This window comes from Paenibacillus sp. NPDC058177 (genome assembly GCF_042883835.1).
Taxonomy (GTDB): Bacteria; Bacillota; Bacilli; order Paenibacillales; family Paenibacillaceae; genus Paenibacillus_AQ; species Paenibacillus_AQ agri.
This window is the reverse complement of the sequence record NZ_JBHVVB010000002.1, coordinates 456934-474593: the sequence shown is the minus strand read 5'-3', so window position 1 is coordinate 474593 and position 17660 is coordinate 456934. Positions and strand designations below refer to the sequence as shown.

General features: G+C 54.1%; 12 protein-coding genes. All 12 read left to right on the top strand.

What is annotated here, in order from left to right; all coding sequences use genetic code 11:
• Position 1: 1 nt before the first annotated feature.
• The 12 genes from ACFVU8_RS12205 to ACFVU8_RS12150 all read left to right on the top strand — a co-directional run bounded on the left by ACFVU8_RS12205 (position 2) and on the right by ACFVU8_RS12150 (position 17654).
• Positions 2-4216, top strand: a complete 4215-nt coding sequence (locus ACFVU8_RS12205; protein WP_387428011.1) for a UvrD-helicase domain-containing protein — start codon at positions 2-4, stop codon at positions 4214-4216.
• A 458-nt stretch (positions 4217-4674) separates the two neighbouring features.
• Complete coding sequence (locus ACFVU8_RS12200) at positions 4675-5856, top strand: exonuclease SbcCD subunit D (RefSeq protein ID WP_387427567.1); 1182 nt, start codon at positions 4675-4677, stop codon at positions 5854-5856.
• Between the two features lies 1 nt (position 5857).
• Positions 5858-9286 (top strand): AAA family ATPase, encoded by a 3429-nt coding sequence (locus ACFVU8_RS12195; RefSeq protein ID WP_387427565.1) that lies wholly within the window; start codon positions 5858-5860, stop codon positions 9284-9286.
• A 333-nt stretch (positions 9287-9619) separates the two neighbouring features.
• The gene (locus ACFVU8_RS12190; RefSeq protein WP_066364278.1) at positions 9620-9979 is read left to right on the top strand and encodes a histidine triad nucleotide-binding protein; all 360 of its coding nucleotides are present in this window, start codon (positions 9620-9622) and stop codon (positions 9977-9979) included.
• Positions 9980-10117: 138 nt separating this feature from the next.
• Positions 10118-10291, top strand: a complete 174-nt coding sequence (gene rpsU / locus ACFVU8_RS12185) for a 30S ribosomal protein S21 (protein WP_005547957.1) — start codon at positions 10118-10120, stop codon at positions 10289-10291.
• Positions 10292-10306: 15 nt separating this feature from the next.
• Complete coding sequence (locus tag ACFVU8_RS12180) at positions 10307-10750, top strand: GatB/YqeY domain-containing protein (protein WP_066364276.1); 444 nt, start codon at positions 10307-10309, stop codon at positions 10748-10750.
• Between the two features lie 120 nt (positions 10751-10870).
• Positions 10871-12256: an NfeD family protein gene (locus ACFVU8_RS12175; protein ID WP_387427563.1), complete on the top strand. Its 1386-nt coding sequence runs from the start codon at positions 10871-10873 to the stop codon at positions 12254-12256.
• 78 nt (positions 12257-12334) lie between these two features.
• Positions 12335-13339, top strand: coding sequence for a flotillin-like protein FloA (floA, locus tag ACFVU8_RS12170; RefSeq protein ID WP_066364272.1), 1005 nt, complete (start codon positions 12335-12337; stop codon positions 13337-13339).
• Positions 13340-13355: 16 nt separating this feature from the next.
• Positions 13356-13943: a hypothetical protein gene (locus tag ACFVU8_RS12165; RefSeq protein WP_387427562.1), complete on the top strand. Its 588-nt coding sequence runs from the start codon at positions 13356-13358 to the stop codon at positions 13941-13943.
• A 1252-nt stretch (positions 13944-15195) separates the two neighbouring features.
• Positions 15196-15489: a sporulation protein YqfC gene (gene yqfC / locus ACFVU8_RS12160; protein WP_066364263.1), complete on the top strand. Its 294-nt coding sequence runs from the start codon at positions 15196-15198 to the stop codon at positions 15487-15489.
• Entirely contained in the window at positions 15486-16676 is a 1191-nt protein-coding gene (yqfD, locus tag ACFVU8_RS12155) for a sporulation protein YqfD (RefSeq protein ID WP_387427561.1), read from the top strand. The genes yqfC and yqfD overlap by 4 nt, the downstream gene beginning before the upstream one ends.
• 6 nt (positions 16677-16682) lie before the next feature.
• Positions 16683-17654, top strand: a complete 972-nt coding sequence (locus ACFVU8_RS12150; RefSeq protein ID WP_175372843.1) for a PhoH family protein — start codon at positions 16683-16685, stop codon at positions 17652-17654.
• Positions 17655-17660: the final 6 nt, after the last annotated feature.

Sequence of the window (17660 nt, the reverse complement as noted above, 5' to 3'; positions counted from 1 at the left end):
TATGAGGCCAGCTATAGACAATAAGCCCGAAGGCAGCATTTGGAGCGATGACCAATGGCGCGCCATTGCGGAGAGCGGCGATGATATCCTGGTCGCGGCTGCGGCAGGTTCCGGAAAAACGGCAGTATTGGTCGAACGGATTATTCGCAAAATCAGCCGGGAAGAGAATGGCTTCAGTGTAGACAGGCTACTGGTTGCTACGTTCACCAAAGCCGCTGCTTCGGAGATGCGGCAGCGGATTCGTGAGGCGCTGGACCGTGCTCTGGAGGAAGATAGCGGGAATGAGCATTTGCGCCGCCAGCTAGCTTTGCTCGGAAGAGCTTCTATTACGACTCTGCACTCCTTTTGTCTGGAGGTAATCCGGCGTTACTATCAATTGATTCCGATTGATCCAGGTTTCCGCATTCTGAATGAGCATGAAGCCGAGATGATGCGTCAGGAACTGTTGATGGAGCTGCTGGAAGAGAAATATGGCGAGACCGGGGAAGATGGCGGGGACAGTGTGTTCGTGGCGCTAGCCGACTGGTTCAGCGGCGAACGCACGGATGACGCAGTACACGCGCTAATCCAGCGGCTGCATGATTTTGCCCGCAGCCATCCGTGGCCGGAGCAGTGGCTGCGCGATACGGCAGCAGATTTCTCGCTGCCGGATACGGAGAGCTTGGGGCACACATTATGGGTGCAAAGCATCCTCGCAGAGGCGAAACTAGCCTTGGACGGTGCGGCTAGCCAATTGCTGCAGGGCCGGAAAATAGCTCTGCAGCCGGGAGGACCTGCTCCATATGCCGAGAATCTTACGGCAGATCTGGACATGGTGCAAGGCTTGCAGGCCGCTTTAAGTGAACGGCCCTGGGCTGAGCTGTATGAGGCGTTCCGCGGCGTAAGCTTCGGAAAGCTGAAGCCGTGCAAGAAGGATGCCACAGATCCCGGGCTTCAGGAGATGGTCAAGGAGCTGCGGGAGAGCGTCAAGAAGACCCTATCCGAACTTCAGAATGCCCTGTTTGGGCGTCCAGCGGAATCCTTTCTTGCCGAGCTGCATGAAGCGGCGCCACTGATGAAGGAACTGGCAGAGACGGTTATAGCCTTCGGTGAGCGCTATCGGTTGGAGAAAGCCGGCAAAGGGCTGGTAGATTTCAGCGATCTGGAGCATTATTGCCTGCAAATTCTCCGTCACCCAGACTCGCAGCCGGGCCACTCCATGCCCTCCGATGCGGCGATGGAATACCGCGCCCAGTTCGATGAAGTCCTGCTCGATGAGTACCAGGATACGAACAGCGTGCAGGAAGAGATTGTTCGCTTGATTGCCAGGGAAGCGCCGGGGAACCGCTTCATGGTTGGCGATATGAAGCAAAGTATCTATCGGTTCCGCTTGGCGGAGCCGGGTTTGTTCCTGGAGAAATACCGCAGCTTTAGCAGTGCGGGAGGAGCTCCTGTAGGGTTAGCGGACGGATATCCGGCAGATGGGGATCGAGCTGGAGGAGATCCTTCGATCAGTAACTCTGGGGGAATGGTCATTGACCTCGCCCGGAATTTCCGCAGCCGGATGGAGGTCGTTAATGCTGTGAATATGATTTTCCGGCAGATCATGAATGCGACAGTGGCGGAGATCAACTATGATGAGCGGGCCGAATTAGTCTATGGTGCCGGTTTTCCCGGAACGGAAGGCAAGGAGGCCGATCTGTATTTTGCTCCGGAACTGCTGCTGATTGATCGTGGTGCTTCAGGTGCCAGTCAGTCGGAAGAAGAGCCTGGCGACGGGGAAGCAGCGCCGGAGAGCGAGATCATCGAGAGTGAGACAGCGCAGCTGGAAGCACGGGCTATTGCCCGCAGAATCTCAGTGATGACCGGGATGAGCGGCGGATCGCCAATGCTCATCTACGACAAAGGCCTCAAAATGATGCGCCCGGTGTCATACGGAGATATTGTAATTCTGCTGCGATCAGCGAGAATTTGGACACCACTCATGATTGAGGAGCTTCGGATGGAGGGTATCCCTGCTTATGGTGACCAGAACAAGGGATATTTTGAAGCGACAGAAGTAGAGATTGCGCTCTCGCTATTAAAAGTAGTGGATAATCCGCGGCAGGATATACCGCTGGCGGGTGTTCTACGCTCGCCTGTAGTGGGCTTAAGTGAAGAAGAGCTGTCCGCAGTACGCCTGTGCAGTCACGGGACATTCTATGAAGCTGTGCAGGCTGCAGCAACGCTGCCGATAGCAGGTCAAGCTGAGATTGCCGCAACGGTGCTGCCGATGGCAGAGTCAGGTCAAGCTGAGATTGCCGTAACGGCGCTACCGTTGGCAGGGTCAGGTCAATCTGAGATTGCGGACGCTCTCGGCAGTCCGGTGGAGCCTATGGCTTCCGTGGAAGAACTGGACCACGTTGACGGTGTGGATAGTCAGTTGACCATTCAGGAATTAGCTGCAAGTCAATCTGTTCCTGACCTGGCTCCGGAGCTTATAGCCAAGCTCAAACATTTTCTGGATCAACTGGAGAGCTGGAGACTGGCCGCCCGTCAAGGTAGCCTCAGCGACCTGATCTGGCGCATCTATGGGGAAAGCGGGTATTTGGAGTGGGTTGGCGGTCTGCCTGGCGGTGCCCAGCGGCAAAACAACCTAAAGGCTCTGTATGATCGGGCTGTTCAGTATGAGCAGGATACTTCGGCACGCGGATTGTTCCGTTTCCTGTTGTATATTTCCCGTCTGAGGGAAAATGGTGGCGATTTAGGGATCGCGGGCGGCAGTGGCGAAGAGGGTAGCGGGGTCAGAATCATGACCATTCACAAGAGTAAAGGGCTGGAGTTTCCGGTTGTTTTCCTGGCTGGTATGAACAAGGCCTTTAACCGCCAGGATTTACATGCCCGGTTTTTGATGCACAAGGAGCTGGGATTTGGTCCGCGTTTTGTGGATCGGGAGACAAGGGTAACTTATCCGACGCTGCCTTATTTAGCGATTAACCGCCGTTCAAGGCTGGAGCTGTTGGCTGAAGAAATGCGTGTACTCTATGTGGGACTAACCCGTCCGCGGGATAAAATGATTCTGGTCGGTACGGTTCGCGACTTGCCGCGCAAAGTTGCGGGCTGGAGTGCTATGCAAGGCCGGGAGGAACTGCTGTTGGCAGACCATCTGCTGGCCCGGGGGCGCAGCTATCTCGATTGGGTTGGACCTGCGCTGATCCGCCATCCGGGCGCAGCGATCCTGCGCAAGCTGTCCGGCTCGGAAGGTACAGTATCCACAGTGCTTCATGGCGATACCTCCCACTGGAGTATTCATGTAATGGATTCCAATGGACTCAGCTCAGCTGCATTTTCTGCTAAAGATGAGGATGGTGAAGCGGGGGCAGAGCGTGAGCTGGCGCTTGCGGCATTGCAGGAAGGTCAGCCAATTCCTTCTTTGGGGACAGAGGCGGAAACCGAGATTGCTGGCAGACTTAAATGGACCTATCCACATGCTGCGGCTTCCCGCATACCCGCCAAGACATCGGTTACGGAGCTGAAAACGCTGCTGTCCATGCAAGAACAGCCATCTTATGATCTGTACGAGGACCACAACAGATCTGGCGGTGAAGCAGATGCTGTTGTTAGTTCGCCATACCGGGACAGTTTGCGCTTGCGGCGTCCCAAGTTCATGGAGCGGCGGAGCCTTACCTCTGCTGAACGGGGAACGGCCTATCATACGGTGATGCAGCATATTCCATTGGATGCAGCGGTGACTCGGGCTGTGGTGGAAGAAACATTGGCCCGGCTGCAAGAGGTGGCAATTTTGACGCCGGAACAGGTTGAAATCATCGATGTCGATCAAATTGCAGCGTTTTATGCTACCGAGCTTGGAAGCAGGTTGCTGGCATCGGAGTGGAACCGGAGGGAATTACCGTTCAGTTATATGGTCCCTGCTGATGAGGCTTATCGGGGGCTTGGTCCGCTGGATGAAGCCGTCTCTGGACTCCTGTCATCAGAAGCGGATACGCCATTGCTTGAACGTGAAGAGGTACTGATTCAGGGGGTTATCGACTGCCTGTTTCGTGAGAATGGCAGACTGATTTTGCTGGATTACAAGACGGATTCCGTTCTGGAGCATCGTGGGGGGCTGGAAACACTGAGGGAGAAGTACCGCTTCCAGCTAGAGTTGTATAGCAAGGCCCTGAATGATATTTTGGGAGAAAGCATCAGTGAAATCTGGCTGTATTTCTTCGACGGCGGGCAATCTGTGCGGCTTTGAAATCTAGCAGCAATGAGTGTTGTAAGTTATACAAGACAAATAAGAGGGGCTGTCTCCAAATCAGTATCTGCTTCGTCAATTAACGGACCCCAGAGGCTCTATTGCCTATAGCTGTCACCGTTCAGTAAGATAACGGACCTCAGGGGCCCTATGGGTAGAGAGTCTGGTAAAGTCTACTTCTTTTGGGAAAATAGGGTCACCTGGGTCCACTACATGTTCTAGCGAGCGGCTGTATGTGCACATAACGGCTATACGATCCGCCCGTTTCCATGCGTGAGCTTTTTGCCTTATGTTCTGGTTGCATTGACGAAGTTGTTATTAGTAATTATTGATTCTGGAGAGCCCAGTTTTATATTAATCAAGCCTTTCAGGTTTGATATAAAGCTGCGATTGTCATCATAGACAAAATTCGTGGTGTTATATCAGATCTGAAGAAAGGCGGGAAAAGAGGACAGAAGATGCGGATATTGCATACAGGGGACTGGCACTTGGGGCGTACGCTGGAGGGAAGAAGCCGCCAGCGGGAGCAAGAACAGTTCATGGATGAACTGGTGGAGATCGCAGATAGCCAAAATGTTGATCTTATATTGATGGCGGGAGACGTCTATGATTCTGTGAATCCTCCGGCTGCTGCTGAGCAGCTGTTCTATGATGCAGCAGCACGCCTGACGGCTGGCGGACGGCCGCTGGTAGTTATTGCGGGCAACCATGACCAGCCGGAACGTGTCTCTTCCGTCTCCCCGCTTGTGCGCAGACAAGGGATTACGCTGGTGGGCCTGCCTACCTCCGATCCGGTGACGGTTCAGGTGGCACGCACCGGGGAAATTGCCAAAATTGCTGCGCTGCCATATCCATCCGAAGCTCGGCTGGGAGAACTGCTGGCGGGAGAAAGCGGCGAAGCAGAGCTACGCCTCGCCTATAGCGCTCGAGTAGGCAGGCTCATGAATCTGCTAGGGAGGGAGTTTACCCCGGAGACCGTCAATTTGGCTATGAGCCACATCTATGTGCTGGGTGGGGTAGAAAGCGACTCTGAGCGGCCAATCCAGGTGGGCGGCGCTTATACGGTCGATCCTTCTGCTCTATATTGTGGAGCGCAGTACACAGCTCTTGGCCATCTTCACCGTGCACAACGAGTCAAGGGCGATGGAATGATCCGCTATAGCGGATCACCGCTCGCTTATAGCTTTTCCGAAGCGGGACAGACCAAATCGGTGACCTTAATTGATGTCGCTCCAGGTCAGGAGCCTGCCTGTGAAGAAATTTATTTGCGGTGCGGCCGTCCGCTGGTGAACTGGAAATCCAGCGGCGGGCTTGAGGAAGTGTACCGCTGGCTGGATGAAGACAGAGATCCTTCTGCTTTTATTGATCTGGAAATCCGGCTGAACGAAGCCCTCTCAATGAACGATATCCAGCGACTGCGTAAGGCACGGGAAGGAATCGTACATATTCGCCCCGTCTATCCACAAATGGAGCAGGAATTGGAACAGGTGTCACGTTCCCGCATGCCCGTGCAGGAATTGTTTCGTAAATTCTATCAGCGGCAGACTGGAGGAGCCGAGCCGGATGATAGCCTGATTGAGTTATTCCTGGAGCTTACGGAAGAAGAACGGCGTCAGCCGGAGGAAGGGGAGGAGAACTGACATGAAGCCGATTTCTTTAAAAGTAGCGGGACTTCAAAGTTATAGAGAGCAGCAGGAGATAGATTTTGAGAGTCTGACGGAGACGGGATTATTCGGTATTTTCGGGCCGACAGGCAGCGGAAAATCCAGTTTGCTGGATGGGATTACGTTGGCTATGTACGGAAAGGTGGAGCGCGCCGCAGGCGGAACCCAGGGGATTATGAACCATTCCGAGGATCAGCTGAGCGTGGCCTTTACCTTCGAGCTGACGTCTGCTGCAGGTTCACACCGTTACCGGGTGGAGCGGAAGTTTAAGCGTACCGGTGAGCAGACAGTCAGCAATACGATCAGTCGTTTCATCGAGGTTCTGCCTGATGGGGATCAGGTGCTGGCGGACAAGCTGGCTGATGTGACGCGTTGCGTCGAGGAGAAGATCGGTCTCAAAATGGACGACTTCACCCGGGCGGTCGTGCTTCCACAAGGGAAATTCGCCGAGTTTCTGTCTCTGCGCGGCGTAGACCGCAGGCAGATGCTCCAGCGGCTCTTTCATCTGGAGCAGTATGGGGACCAGCTCGCCCTGAAGCTCAGCCGCCGGGTCAAGGAGAACGACACGGCGCTGCGTGCGCTGGAGGCGGAACAGCAGGGGCTAGGCAGCGCTGGCGAGCAGGATCTGGAGGCTGCTGCTGAACGCTTGCAGCAGGCAGTGGCTCATGCGGCGGAATGCAGACGCCGCTTGGAAGAAGCGCTGGCCTTGTCGGAGCGCTTCACCAGAATCCGCGAGCTGCAAGGCGAACGCTCCCGGCGGGAACTGCAGCGGGAGCGCCTGCTGGCCCAGGAGGGTGATATTCTCCTCCTGGAACAGCGGCTCGGCAAGGCTGACGAAGCCGAGAAAAGACTGCCGCTGCTGCAGGCCTGGCGCAGCGCGGAGGGCGCTCTGAAGAGCCGCCAGGCCCGCGCAGGGGAACTGGCGGCCCGTGCCGCCGCCGCTGAAGCCGAGGCGGCGCGCACCGCCACGGCTGACGCAGCCGCACAGGCTGCGCTGGCCGCGGAAGAGCCGGCCCTCCGCGAGGCGGCCGGCACGTACCGCAGGGCGCTCGAGCTGGAAGCCGAGCGCGACTTGCTGCTGCGCGAGCTCGCTGCGCTGCGCGGGCGCAGCGAGGAAGCTTCCCGCAGGCTGGACGCCATGCGGGAAGGGATGGCCCGGGAGCGGGAGCTTTTGGCCAAGGGCCAAAAGCGGCAGCACGAGCTGCAGCAGAGCCTGCAGCCGCTCGAGGTCCGCTCCCAGGAGCGCCAGTCTCTGCAGGAAGCCATGCAGAGACTGCAAGGGCTGCGCTCTGCGGAATCCCAGCGGGATGCTGCAGAGCGTGAGCAGCGCGAGCGTCAGGTAGCGCTCGCGGATGCCCAGTGCCGCCTGGCCGGGGCCGAGGCCGGGCTGGGGGCATTGGAGGCGGACCGCGCGGAGCGGGTCCGCGGGGCGGTGCTGCACCTGGAAGAATTGCGGTCAGCAGAGACCGCCGCGGTGCATGTAGCGGAGACCCTGGAGCATGAGGCTAGTGCGCTGGAAGCCTCGCTGAAGGAGCAGGAGGTTCACCGCCTGTCCTTGTCACTGGCCCGCGATCTGGAGGAGGGTGTCCCTTGTCCGGTCTGCGGCAGCCAGCATCATCCGGCTCCTGCGACACTTCAAGGCAGCGGAGAGCAGGAAGGACAGGAAGCCATGTTGCAGCAGGTTCGCAGTAGATCCAAGGCTGCGCTGGAACTGCGTCTTGGCTTCCGCAGCCAGCGGGAGCAGGATATGGTCTGGCTGGAGCAGATTTATGGCGGCGAAGCGGCTCAGGCTTGGGATCATCCAGCGGCAGCAGGCCGCGAGACGATGGGCGGGTCAGGACAGCTGGATCAGTCGTTCGTAGAGTACGAAGGGGAGTCAGCAGCGCTGCTGACTTCACTGGAGGGCAGCCTGACCAGCATGAAGCAGCGGTCTGCAGAGCTGCGCCGCACGGCAGCCGAATGGCAGCGTGCCTTGCAGGAAGGCCAGCAGGCCTGTCACAAGGCGGCAGCAGCCGTCCAGTCAGAACAGGCTTGGGTTGAGGGCATAACGGCCAAAGCCAGCGAGCTGGCCCAGCAGGCCGCAAGTCTGTGGCAAAGCTGGAATGACCAGTTCCCGGATCTGGCTCCTGAGAATACGGAGACCGCATACCGTGAACGGCTCCAAAAAGACGAGCAGGCCGAGGAGATTCGTGGGCGGCTGAATATCAGTGTGAAGTTCCTGGACGACAAAGCAGCAGCTGTTCAGGAACTTCAGGAGAGTATCGCTGTGCTCGACAGGGAACTAGCCCAGTGGAACGCCCAGCTTGAAGGAAAGGAAGCCTTGCTGCGAGAGAAGGAAGCCCGGCTGGTGCAGTGGACGGAAGGGCAACCCGCGGGTCAGTTGCTGGCAACTTGCGAGCAGCGCTTGCAGGAGCTGCTGGCGGCTGTGGAAGACGGTAAGAAGATTTACCGTGCGGCTGCGGATGCAGCGCAGCAGGAAGGCAAAGAGGCGGCTATAGCCCGGCAGGCGGCGGAATCCGCTCATGAGCATTATGTCACTGCGGCCAAAGCCTGGGAGGATAGTCTGGCGTCATCGCCGTTCTCGGAAGCGTCCGAAGTTGAAGGAGCAGCGCTATCGGTGGAAGAGCGGGGTGCTGCGGCAGCCCGTGTGAAGAATCACCGGGACGATGAAGTGGAAGTGAATTTACAGCTTCGTGATATTGAGGAGAAGCTCGCTGGAGCCAATCTCAGCGAAGCGGAATGGGTGGAGAGCCAGGAGACTCTGCGCCGCTGCAAGGAAGAGGATGAAATCTCGCTCCAGAACCGGGCCCGCGGGGAACGCGATCTGGAGGATTTAGGGCATCGTCACATTCGCTGGAAGGAGCTTGAGACTCAGCGGCTGGAGCATGAGGCTCTGCAGGATCGTCTGTCCAAGCTGCAGTCCTGTCTGCGCGGCAATGCTTTTGTGGAATATATTGCCGAGGAGCAGCTGATGCAAGTCTGTCAGGCGGCGTCCCAGCGCCTTCGTTATCTGAGCAAACAGCGTTACGCGCTTGAGGTGGACTCCGGCGGCGGGTTCGTCATCCGCGACGATGGCAACGGTGGAGTGAAGCGTCCGGTATCCACACTGTCCGGCGGCGAGACCTTTTTGACCTCACTGTCGTTGGCATTGGCTCTGTCAGCCCAAATTCAGCTGCGCGGCCAGTATCCACTGCAATTCTTTTTCCTGGATGAAGGCTTCGGTACACTCGACCCTGATCTGCTGGATACTGTGATAACTTCGCTGGAAAGGCTGCATAATGACCAGTTGTCCGTTGGAATTATAAGCCACGTTCCTGAACTGCGGGCGCGCCTGCCGCGCAAGCTGGTTGTTGTTCCTGCCGAACAAGGCGGAGGAGGCTCCCGTATTATTTTGGAAAAAATGTGAGGTTTGGTATACAGTGTGATAACAGTCACAGAGACAGCATCAACCCCCTGTTATAATACAGCTAAGCCGACATCATTTTTGAAACACCTCGGCGGACGTATGACCGGGAGCAGGACTCCTTTTCATACGCCCGCCGCCGATCAGCTTTATAAGCTGTGAAGGGTGTTTCTTTTTTTTTGCCCTTTTGAGTGATATATTGGGCTGTAACAGATACAGTAATGAAATTTATTTCTAGCCGACAGGTTTTACAACCAGCAGGGTCAGTCCGACTTTCGTTAACCATGAATATCCTGTATGATAATAGGACAACCAATTCGGGGAGGAAGTCGCAGTATGGAAACCATATTCAGCAAAATTATTGAGGGCAGTATTCCCTCCAACAAAGTATTCGAGAATGAGCGCATTCTGGCCTTTCATGATATCGCGCCTGCGGCCCCGGTGCATGTGCTGATTATTCCGAAGAAATTCATTGCGTCGATGAATGAGGTTACGCCAGAGGATCTGCCGCTGATTGCCGAGATTCACAGTGTCGCCCAGCAGCTTGCCATTCAGCTTGGGATTGCGGAATCCGGTTATCGGTTGATCAACAATAGCGGACCCGATGGTGGACAGACTGTGCCGCATTTGCATTACCACTTGCTCGGAGGGGCCAAATTAGGCGCTCTGACGGGAATTTCGGATTCCCATAAGTAAGACGGAAAGGTCGATGTGAAAAGCCTGTTACAAAAAAAGGCGTTACACTGTTGACACTGTATTTCAGTTTGACCTATAATGAAATTTGATGAACCGTGTTATGCTCTTGGACGGTCTGGTCGGAGGGAGGGAAAACTGGTGTCTGAAACTAAAGTTCGCAAAAACGAGACAATTGATGCTGCACTTCGTCGGTTCAAACGCTCCATCGCTAAAGATGGTGTCTTGGCTGAGGTGAAGAAACGCAAGCATTATGAAAAGCCAAGCGTAAAGCGCAAGAAGAAGTCTGAGGCTGCTCGTAAGAGAAAGTTTTAGGAGGAATACCCACGCATGAATCTTAGCGAACGATTGAACGAAGATATGAAGCAAGCGATGAAGAGTAAGGACAAGTTCGCACTCTCCACCATTCGAATGGTTCGTTCGACGATAAAGTATCTTGAAATAGATTTAAAGAGAACATTAGACGACAACGAAGTGCTTGATATCCTTAGTCGTGAAATCAAACAGCGCAAAGATGCCCTCCAAGAATTTGAGACAGCGGGTCGCGACGATCTTGCCGCGAGTACGAAGGCAGAAATCGAGATTATCATTAAGTATCTTCCCGAGCAACTTTCCGAAGAAGAAATTAAAGTAATTGTACAGCAGACCATCCAGGAAACCGGTGCTTCTTCGAAAAGTGAAATGGGTAAGCTCATGAGCGCGCTGATGCCGAAAGTCAAAGGTCGCGCCGATGGTAAGCTTGTGAACCAAGTGGTTCAGCAATTTCTGCAATAATAGAACGTCAGCACCCCTTTTTATAAGGGGTGTTTTTCTTTGTTTTGAAACGAATTCTCCAAACTTTCGTATTACTGATTATGTGCCTGTGTCCATTTTTCTAAGAAGGGAGGAGAAGAGATGAAAGGGCTTCGTAAAACAGCATATGCCTGCATTGCAGGGTTGATGTTGCTACTGGTACTCCTGCCGCTGTCTTCCCTGGCAAGTGCTGATGTTGACCCGCCCAGGCAGCCTGAGCGAGCGGCTGGAGAGTCCGTTAAAGGGTCAGTCTTCATCATTCCGGTTGATCAGGAAATCGAACGGGGGCTTCAGAGCTTTCTGGAGCGGGGTTTTGAGGAAGCAAACAACTATGGTGCAGTGCTGATTGTGCTGGATATCAACACGCCAGGCGGCCAGGTTAGCGCGGCCGAACAAATCGGCAAGTTGATCAGAGAAAGCGCTATCCCGGTGCTGGCTTTTATTAAAAGTGATGCGGCTTCTGCCGGTAGTTACATTGCACTGAACGCCGACAAGATCGTGATGAAGCCAGGCAGCATGATCGGATCAGCTTCGCTGGTGGACAAGAGTGGTACGCATGTCGAGGATCCGAAGCTGATATCCTACTGGAAATCGAAGATGATGGGGGCTGCGGCGCTTAACGGCCGAGACCCGGATATCGCTGCGGGGATGACCGATATCAATCTTGTTGTGGAGAAGCCGAAGCTTGGCGTGAGCAAGGGTAGCGGAGAAATTATTGCCCTCAGCAGCGATCAGGCGCTGAAGGCCGGTTATGCCGATTACATAGCGGATACCCCGGAAGAAGCAGTGGTCTGGATGGGATATACTACGGACGATATTTTCCGGGTGAAGCATACCGGGGCGGAGAAGATGTCGCAATTTTTAACTAATCCGGTTATCATGACGATCTTGCTGTTCGTCGGGATCGCAGGAATTGTTATTGAGTTGATCGTTCCGGGATTTGGAGCGCCCGGCATTATCGGAACATTGGCTTTTACCTTGTATTTCTTCGGAAATTACGTGGCTGGCTTCGCGGGTTCCGAGACCTGGCTGCTATTCATTCTGGGGCTGGTCATGCTGGTGTTGGAGTTATTCATGCCGAGCTTCGGTATTCTTGGACTGTTAGGTTCGGTAAGCCTTGTGGCAGGTGTGGTCAGGGCGGCTTACAGTTATACGAATGCACTGCTTAGCCTTGGTATCGCTTTTGCAGCGGCGACGGTGGTCATTATTATTGTGGCCGTTGTGTTCAAAGAGCGCGGTATCTGGAACCGGTTCATTCTGAAGGAAAGTCTGACCAAGGAGCAGGGCTATATACCCGTGCTTGAGAAGCTGAATCTGGTCGGCGGTATTGGGGTCAGTCTCACTCCGCTTCGTCCGGCAGGTACTGCTATGGTGAATGGGGAACGGATTGATGTGGTCACCGAGGGCAGTTTTATTGCTGCTGGTGCCGAAATTTCGGTAGTGACTGTGGAAGGTGCACGGATTGTGGTTAAAGAAATAGTGAAATAAGGAACACTAGTACAAGACAAGTCATTAACTTTACAACAATAAACTAAACTTATTTAATGATGGGGGTTTGAACAACGTATGGGTGAGGCTTCTTTGATTCCTATATTACTGATCGCGGTGGTCGTGATCATTGTTTTGAGTGTCTTTTTGAGTTTCTTTCCGGTCATGCTTTGGATTTCAGCCTTAGCTTCCGGAGTTAGAATCAGTATTATTACCCTGGTGGCGATGAGATTGCGCCGGGTTACACCAAGCCGGATCGTTAATCCAATGATTAAGGCAACAAAGGCTGGACTGGGTCTGAATATCAACCAGCTCGAAAGTCACTATCTGGCCGGCGGTAACGTCGACCGTGTCGTTAATGCCCTGATTGCGGCACAGCGTGCCAACATTCCGCTGGAATTCACGCGTGCTGCTGCTATTGATCTGGCAGGCCGTGATGTACTGCAAGCGGTACAAATGAGCGTTAATCCCCGGGTTATTGAGACCCCGACTGTAGCCGCAGTAGCGAAAAACGGGATCGAGGTTAAAGTTAAGGCTCGGGTTACCGTACGTGCGAACATCGATCGTCTCGTCGGTGGTGCCGGTGAAGAAACGATTATTGCCCGTGTAGGTGAAGGGATTGTAACCACTGTCGGTTCTAGTAACTCTCACAAGGACGTTCTGGAGAATCCGGATTCCATTTCCCGTACAGTCTTGTCCAAGGGTCTGGATTCCGGTACTGCGTTTGAGATTCTGTCCATCGATATCGCGGACGTTGATGTCGGTAAGAACATCGGTGCGTACCTGCAGACAGAGCAAGCTGAAGCCGACAAACGCATAGCACAAGCGAAAGCAGAAGAGCGTAGAGCGATGGCTGTAGCGCATGAACAGGAAATGAAAGCCCGCGTCGTGGAAATGAAGGCGCTTGTCGTGGAGTCTGAATCGAAGGTTCCTCTTGCCATGGCTGAAGCGCTGCGCGGCGGCCAGATCGGTGTGATGGACTATATGAACCTTAAGAACATTGAGGCGGATACGCAAATGCGCGGTTCTCTAGGCAAAATGAATGACCAGGACGAGAATAACGGTCCGAAAAACAACAAATAAGGGGATGTGATACCCCATGAGCTGGATCTACATCGTTGCTGTAATTATTTTTGCCATCGTCTCGAACGTGAACAAGGCGAATAAAACGAAGGGCAAGGGAGCGCCGCCGGGCGGTATGCCCACCTTCGGAGGTGGAGGCGGGGACGATAATCCGCTTCGCCGGGTCAAACGTGAGCTGGAGCAGCAGGGCAGGGCATTTCCGCCACCCGGTACTCCGGTTCCAAGGGAGACCCGGGAGCTTGCGCGGGAAGAGCAGGAGCTAGAAGAGAGTTTTCCGGTGGAACGGGAACAGCAATGGATTCCCGGCCCTGATGCCGAGGTTGGAAATGGATCAACCCTGGAGCAGGGAGAAGAGCTGGATAGCGTAGATATCCGTACCGAGAAAATGCGGCAGGAACTGGAGCGCATCCATGCTGTCTTTGACGATATGGCTGGTGAGTCCAGCCCAAGCGTGAAGCATTCTTCCGAGCAAGTAAGCTCCGGGACGGCCTCAAGCCCGGTTCTAGCAACCAGCCGCGAGGATCTGCGCAAAGGCCTCATATGGGCTGAGATTCTCGGCCCTCCGCGTTCTAAGCGTCCGCATGCATATCGTAAAGAAAGCTGAAGGGCCGGTTATATTATTGTCTGACCCTTGGCAGAAGCCGTTTGGTTGATCTAAGAAAGAACATAGGTAAGCTGTTCCATAAGCGGATATCCTGCTGGCGGAGACAGGCCACGATTCTCTCATAAGCTTAACGCTCAAAAGAGCAGCGCTTCCCCCTGTTATGGGTGAAGCGCTGCTCTTAGTTTTGACCAGGTGCTGCTTATTTCAGTAAATTATGAGCAGGTGAAAGCCAACGGGCCTTGATCGCCACTTTTTCTAGGCATGAAGCAAAAAGCGCCGAATTTCCCCGTCCTTCTTCAGTTGTTTCTTGCGCACGGCTTCGGCGATTTTGCATCCGCAGTATGATCAATGCTGCCAAAAGATCCTGATGCTAAGACCCCGTCCGTAATTTGAAGCTCATTTTTAGGAGTTCGTTTGTTAAAGTTCATTTGTTTAAGCTCATTTTTAGGAGCTGACGGACCGTATAGTCGTTATTTTCCACATGAAGTTGTTTCGGAACGTGTAGCGGACTCAGGGGCCGTTATTTCCTGCTTGATAGTGGAATCTGAACCGGATTTCTGCGCATAGGGTCTCTGGAGTCCGTTAACTTCTTGAATGCACGATTCCATAGACAATAAGGTCACTGGAGTCCGTTAATTCCTGAATGCTCGAATTGTTCGACAATTGGGCGTCTGGAGTCCGCTTCTTTGACGTATCAGGCATTGACTTTGATATGTACTCTCTTTCCTTCAAAGATCCTCAAAGATTATCCCGCTTAAACCATGGAGTGGTCGTACTGATTGTGGGGAAGCGGTAGCAATGGTCGTACTGATTGTGGGGAAGCGGTAGCAATGGTCGTATTGATAGTGGGGAAGCGGTAGCCGTGGTCGTACTGATTGTGGGGAAGCGGCAGCGGTGGTAGTACTGGTTGTGGGGAAGCGGTAGCGGTGGTCGTACTGATTGTGGGGAAGCGGTAGCAATGGTCATACTGATTGTGGGGAAGCGGTAGCGGCGGTCGTACTGGCGTAGGGAAGCGATAGCAGTCCCCTTTATTACCGAATTGTTACGGATAAGAAGAATAAATACAATCCGGGGACCGTAGCGCCTGAGACAACTGGCCTTACGCGGAGCGCCCTACCCAATAGAAATATCTCTTCACTGATTTGCCCGCCGAGCCGTCACGCTATGCGGGCTTTTTTCCATGTCTTCTTCTCATAAAGTGATGTGCTATCGCATATGGTGTACAGAAGGCAGGAAGGGGGAACGTCTACTTATGACCCGTATTGGCCGCAGGCTGCGGGGATGGACAAACGGGGTGCTGGATCTGCCGCAGGATCTGCTGCAGGATATGCCCCGGATCACCCTGATCGGCAATAAGGAGCTGCATATTGAGAATCATCGAGGCGTGCTGCATTTTTCCTCTGAGCAGCTGAAGCTTGCGTTAGCCAAGGGCTCGCTGGAGATCACAGGCGAGGGGCTTATGATCCGGAATATTCTTGGCCAGGAGCTGGCTATAGAGGGGATAATCGGGGAAATCAGGTACAAGGAAAGCGAGGAGAGATCATGAAGGAACCGCCTCTGTCATCACTGCGGGGGTTCGTTACTCTGCAAGTAACGGGACCGCAGGTGGAAGGATTCATTAACGCTGTTGCCGAGGCAGGCATTGTCATCTGGGACGTGAAGCCTGCCGGGAACGGCGCTTCCTTAAAGCTGCTGCTGGACGATTTCTATAACCTCCGGCCGCTCCTGAAGCGGACAGGCTGCCGGATGCATGTCACCGGACGGCATGGGTTGCCGTTTAAGATGCTCCGTCTGTGGAAACGTAAATTTTTTGCCGCGGGTGTGGTACTATTCGGTGTCTCTCTCCTGCTTCTATGTTCTATGGTCTGGAGTATCAAGGTGGAGGGGAATGACCGCATTGCCTCCGAGGATATTTTAGCGGCTGCCCGTAAAGAGGGGCTCTATACTTATCAATGGATCTGGCGTCTAAAGGACCCGGACAAGCTGACCACAGAACTGACTAATCATCTGCCGGGTGTCTCATGGATAGGCATGGAGCGGACGGGGACAAGTGTAGTCATCCAGGTGGTAGAGGCTGCCCAGCCGGAGCAAAAGCCGCTGCTTAGCAATCGTCATCTGATTAGCCGTACCGATGCGGTGGTAACTAATATATACGCTGAACAGGGTAGACCGGTTGTCGCTCGTAATTCCCGCGTGAAGAAAGGGGACATCCTTATCTCCGGTATTCTTGGTGACGAGGAGTTCTCAAAGGCCGTGGTTGCCAAGGGGGAGGTCAAGGGGCTCGTCTGGCATGAATACAATATCACGGTTCCACTTGAAACAAAGGGTAGCTCCTACACAGGAGAACGGAAAGATCGCAGCTATCTCGTACTTGGCAAGTGGGCGATCCAGCTGTGGGGCTATGGAAAATCGACTTTTGAGGCGTCCAGAACGCTGACAGAAATGGATCCGTTGACCTGGCGGTCTATCGAGCTTCCAGTGGGCTGGATGACAGAGAAGGAGATGGAGGTCCGAGAGACATCCGCCACACGTACGGCAGAGGAGGCCAAGGCGGAGGGGCTGGAGCGGGCTAAAGCTGATATTTTCGCGCGTTATGGCTCCGAAAGCGCCATCAAAAGTCAAAAAATTTTGCATGAGAAGAAAGAGAATGGTAAAGTTTATATGAAAGTGCTTTTTGAAGTAGAAGAGAGTATCGCGGAAGAACTTCCGATAGTAAACAACCAAGGAGAATGAGGCTACTTGTCAGAACAGACTGCAAGCATTCGTATATCTTTGCAAAATGCGGGAGAAGCGCAATCCCTCTTCGGCCCGCAGGATGGATTTCTGAAAATCATCGAGAGTGAAATTCCGGCAACCATTGATTCCCGCGAGGCGGAACTGACGGTGCGCGGTGCAGAACAGGAAGTAGACAAGCTGGGTCAACTGTTCAATGTGCTGTTGTCCCTGATCCGCAGCGGATACATACTCAGTGAGCGGGATGTGCAGTATGCTGTGGAGCTTGCGAAGGATTATCGCGCCGACCAGCTGCTCGACTTATTCAAAGGCGAAATTACAACAACCTTCCGCGGCAAGCCGATCCGTGTAAAGACGGTTGGACAGAAGCATTATGTGACTACGATCAAGAAACGCGATATTGTTTTTGGTATTGGACCGGCGGGTACGGGTAAAACCTATCTGGCCGTAGTACTGGCCGTTGCCGCTCTGAAGGAAGGCTCGGTTAAGCGGATTGTGCTAACCCGTCCGGCTGTGGAAGCAGGAGAAAGCCTGGGCTTCCTCCCGGGAGACCTGCAAGAGAAGGTAGATCCGTATCTCAGACCGCTCTACGACGCCCTGTACGACGTTATGGGGCCCGATCAGGTGGCGAAGGCACTGGAACGTGGATTGATCGAAATCGCCCCTCTGGCCTATATGCGGGGGCGTACGCTGGATGATTCGTTTATCATCCTTGATGAAGCACAGAACACGACACCCGAGCAGATGAAGATGTTCCTGACCCGGCTCGGCTTCGGTTCCAAAATGGTCATCACCGGGGACGTGACTCAGATTGACCTGCCTCGCGGCAAGAAATCCGGCCTGATTGAAGCAAAAGCGATTTTATCCGGTATAGAAGAGCTGGGCTTTGTCTATTTTGCGGAACAGGATGTAGTACGGCATTCATTGGTGCAGAAGATCATTGTCGCCTATGACCGGGCTGCCGAAAACCTTGAATAAAGGGGA

Excerpts from the sequence above, each read along its gene's own strand:
- ACFVU8_RS12190 (WP_066364278.1), top strand. The coding sequence starts at position 9,620 with ATGGAAACCATATTCAGCAAAATTATTGAGGGCAGTATTCCCTCCAAC.
- ACFVU8_RS12195 (WP_387427565.1), top strand. The coding sequence starts at position 5,858 with ATGAAGCCGATTTCTTTAAAAGTAGCGGGACTTCAAAGTTATAGAGAG.
- ACFVU8_RS12200 (WP_387427567.1), top strand. The coding sequence starts at position 4,675 with ATGCGGATATTGCATACAGGGGACTGGCACTTGGGGCGTACGCTGGAG.
- ACFVU8_RS12180 (WP_066364276.1), top strand. The coding sequence starts at position 10,307 with ATGAATCTTAGCGAACGATTGAACGAAGATATGAAGCAAGCGATGAAG.
- yqfD (WP_387427561.1), top strand. The coding sequence starts at position 15,486 with ATGAAGGAACCGCCTCTGTCATCACTGCGGGGGTTCGTTACTCTGCAA.
- ACFVU8_RS12165 (WP_387427562.1), top strand. The coding sequence starts at position 13,356 with ATGAGCTGGATCTACATCGTTGCTGTAATTATTTTTGCCATCGTCTCG.
- ACFVU8_RS12205 (WP_387428011.1), top strand. The coding sequence starts at position 2 with ATGAGGCCAGCTATAGACAATAAGCCCGAAGGCAGCATTTGGAGCGAT.
- floA (WP_066364272.1), top strand. The coding sequence starts at position 12,335 with ATGGGTGAGGCTTCTTTGATTCCTATATTACTGATCGCGGTGGTCGTG.
- ACFVU8_RS12175 (WP_387427563.1), top strand. The coding sequence starts at position 10,871 with ATGAAAGGGCTTCGTAAAACAGCATATGCCTGCATTGCAGGGTTGATG.
- yqfC (WP_066364263.1), top strand. The coding sequence starts at position 15,196 with ATGACCCGTATTGGCCGCAGGCTGCGGGGATGGACAAACGGGGTGCTG.